The organism is Mucilaginibacter sp. P4_E8 (genome assembly GCF_056401495.1).
Genome location: NZ_JBFUJG010000311.1, coordinates 1 through 2,219 on the forward strand (window position 1 = coordinate 1; position 2,219 = coordinate 2,219).

Here is a 2,219-nt window from a genome sequence, read left to right on the forward strand (position 1 = left end):
GGGTTTAATCTGGGCTTTAAGTATAGGGAGCCTGGTTAATAATTCATCTTTTTGCCTGGTAAAAAAGTGTATAAGATCTTTTTTTGATACCTCATCATCTTCAAAGTACAATTCAGCGGGTATATCGGTAAACAGTTGCATATAGTTATCTGGTGCGTTAATCAGCTTAATCCTGAAAGCAGATTTAATGCCCAGCTTTTTTGCAAGTGGTGTGCCCGAATACCCAGTCATTATTTTATCTGTTTTAAGTGATGTTTTAAATGTTCTACATAATCATTTGCCAGCCATTCAACCGTTTGCAGGTTTGGTTCCTGCTTGCTGATATCGCAACGGGTGTTAAGCCTATCCGCCGGATAATTTTCAAGTACCCTGATGATCTGCCTGTTAAGCAAAGTCCACAGATCAAGCAGGTCATTAATATCGGTATCCTGGTAACGTTGTACCACTACCCATGCATCCTGTTCGTAAGTTAGTTTAAAACCCTCTTCATAAGTACAGCGTATAAACCGTTGCAGGTTTATCTGGGCGCTATCTATCAAGTGGCCAATGACTTCTTTATTTGACCATTTGCCGGGCAATGGCCTGGTATCCCAGTTAACTGGTTGCGATCTTATCGCCAGGAAATCATTAACAGTATTAGTAAGGAGTATTATAGTATCATTCATTTTATAGCCACTTAAATAGTATTTAAAGATTGTTATTTCATATTAAATAACAAAACCATTAACTTCAACGCCTTAAACATACCTAATGGCCCTTAATTATATCTGGATAGCATTTTTTCTGATCGCCTTTGTAGTTGCATTGATAAAACTAATTTTTTTCGGCGATACAGAGGCTTTTAAGCTATTGGTTGATGGCATTTTCAGCTCTTCCAAATCGTCTGTAATGGATATAGCCCTGCCGCTGATTGGAGCTATGGCTTTTTGGCTGGGTATACTTAATATTGGTGAAAAGGCAGGCGCCATTCGTTTTCTGTCGCGTATTGTAGGGCCTTTTTTTAGCAGACTATTTCCTGAAGTGCCCAGAGACCACCCGGCTACAGGACAAATGCTGATGAATTTTTCGGCCAATTTACTGGGACTTGATAACGCAGCCACGCCATTAGGGTTAAAAGCTATGGGGAGCTTACAGGAATTAAACCCTGATAAAGAGTCGGCTTCAAATGCTCAGATCATGTTTTTGGTACTGCATACATCGGGCTTGCAATTATTACCAGTAACTATAATAGCACAACGAGCCATATTAAACGCAGCCAACCCTACCGATGTATTTATACCCTGCATTATAGCAACTTATGTAGCCACCGTAGTTGGCTTGCTGGTTGTGGCCATCAAACAAAAAATAAACCTGTTTGATAGGGTAATCATTACCTGGCTGGGCAGCTTAACAGCCTTTATAACTTTGTTGGTTTGGTGCTTTACCCATTACCTTACCAAAGGGCAAATCAGCACGGTTTCAACAATAGCCAGTAACCTTTTGCTATTTACCATACCTGTTCTATTTATTTTAGGCGGACTGATTAAAAAGATAAATGTATTTGACGTTTTTATTGAAGGTGCCAAAAGCGGATTCGAAACCTCAGTAAAGATCATTCCCTACTTAGTGGCCATGCTGGTGGGCATCAGTGTTTTTCGCAGTTGTGGCGCTTTGGATTATATGAACGATGGACTGCGATGGGTATGCGTTCAGTTTAATATGGATACACGTTTTGTTGATGCCATGCCTGTAGCTTATATGAAACCTCTGAGCGGATCAGGATCAAAGGGCATGATGATAAGCACGATGCAAACCTTTGGTGTTGATAGTTTTGCCGGTCGTTTGGGCTGTATATTTAATGGTTCGGCAGATACAACCTTTTATATAGTAGCGCTTTACTTTGGGTCTGTAGGCATTAAAAGATCACGTTATGCCATACCTGCTGGCTTAATAGCCGATCTGGCGGGTGTAATAGCCGCCATATTTGTGGCTTATTTATTTTTCGGTTAACAATTTCCATATCCACTTACTTCCTTTGAATTTCCATTGGGTTAATTAATGGCTCTATTTCCTCTTTTTTTGTAACCACGCGATAAATGTTGCGTATAAGTGTGTGCGGGAAAGGCAATCAAGCCCTCTGGTTGCTGATTGTGATTAACACTTGTTTTACCCCCAAGTTTATAACAAATGAATTAAGAAACAAGTGATGATAGCGAAATTGATGCTTAATGGACATAAAC

General features: G+C 39.9%; 2 protein-coding genes and 1 pseudogene. 1 reads left to right on the forward strand and 2 read right to left on the reverse strand.

All coding sequences use genetic code 11. The annotated features are described in order from the left end of the window. Window positions 1–231, reverse strand: a pseudogene (locus tag AC1DRQ_RS30840) (DUF3052 domain-containing protein); the annotation flags it as partial. Continuing rightward, window positions 231–665 (reverse strand): DinB family protein, encoded by a 435-nt coding sequence (locus tag AC1DRQ_RS30845; RefSeq protein WP_477429845.1) that lies wholly within the window; start codon window positions 663–665, stop codon window positions 231–233. The pseudogene AC1DRQ_RS30840 and the gene AC1DRQ_RS30845, both read right to left, overlap by 1 nt. Before the next feature lie 85 nt (window positions 666–750). Between AC1DRQ_RS30845 and AC1DRQ_RS30850 the strand changes: the two genes are divergently transcribed. After that, window positions 751–1,989: a nucleoside recognition domain-containing protein gene (locus tag AC1DRQ_RS30850; protein WP_477429847.1), complete on the forward strand. Its 1,239-nt coding sequence runs from the start codon at window positions 751–753 to the stop codon at window positions 1,987–1,989. Window positions 1,990–2,219: the final 230 nt, after the last annotated feature.

What these genes read in the sequence shown, in the direction of transcription:
- AC1DRQ_RS30845 (WP_477429845.1), bottom strand. Translation starts at nt 665, where the DNA reads ATGAATGATACTATAATACTCCTTACTAATACTGTTAATGATTTCCTG.
- AC1DRQ_RS30850 (WP_477429847.1), top strand. Translation starts at nt 751, where the DNA reads ATGGCCCTTAATTATATCTGGATAGCATTTTTTCTGATCGCCTTTGTA.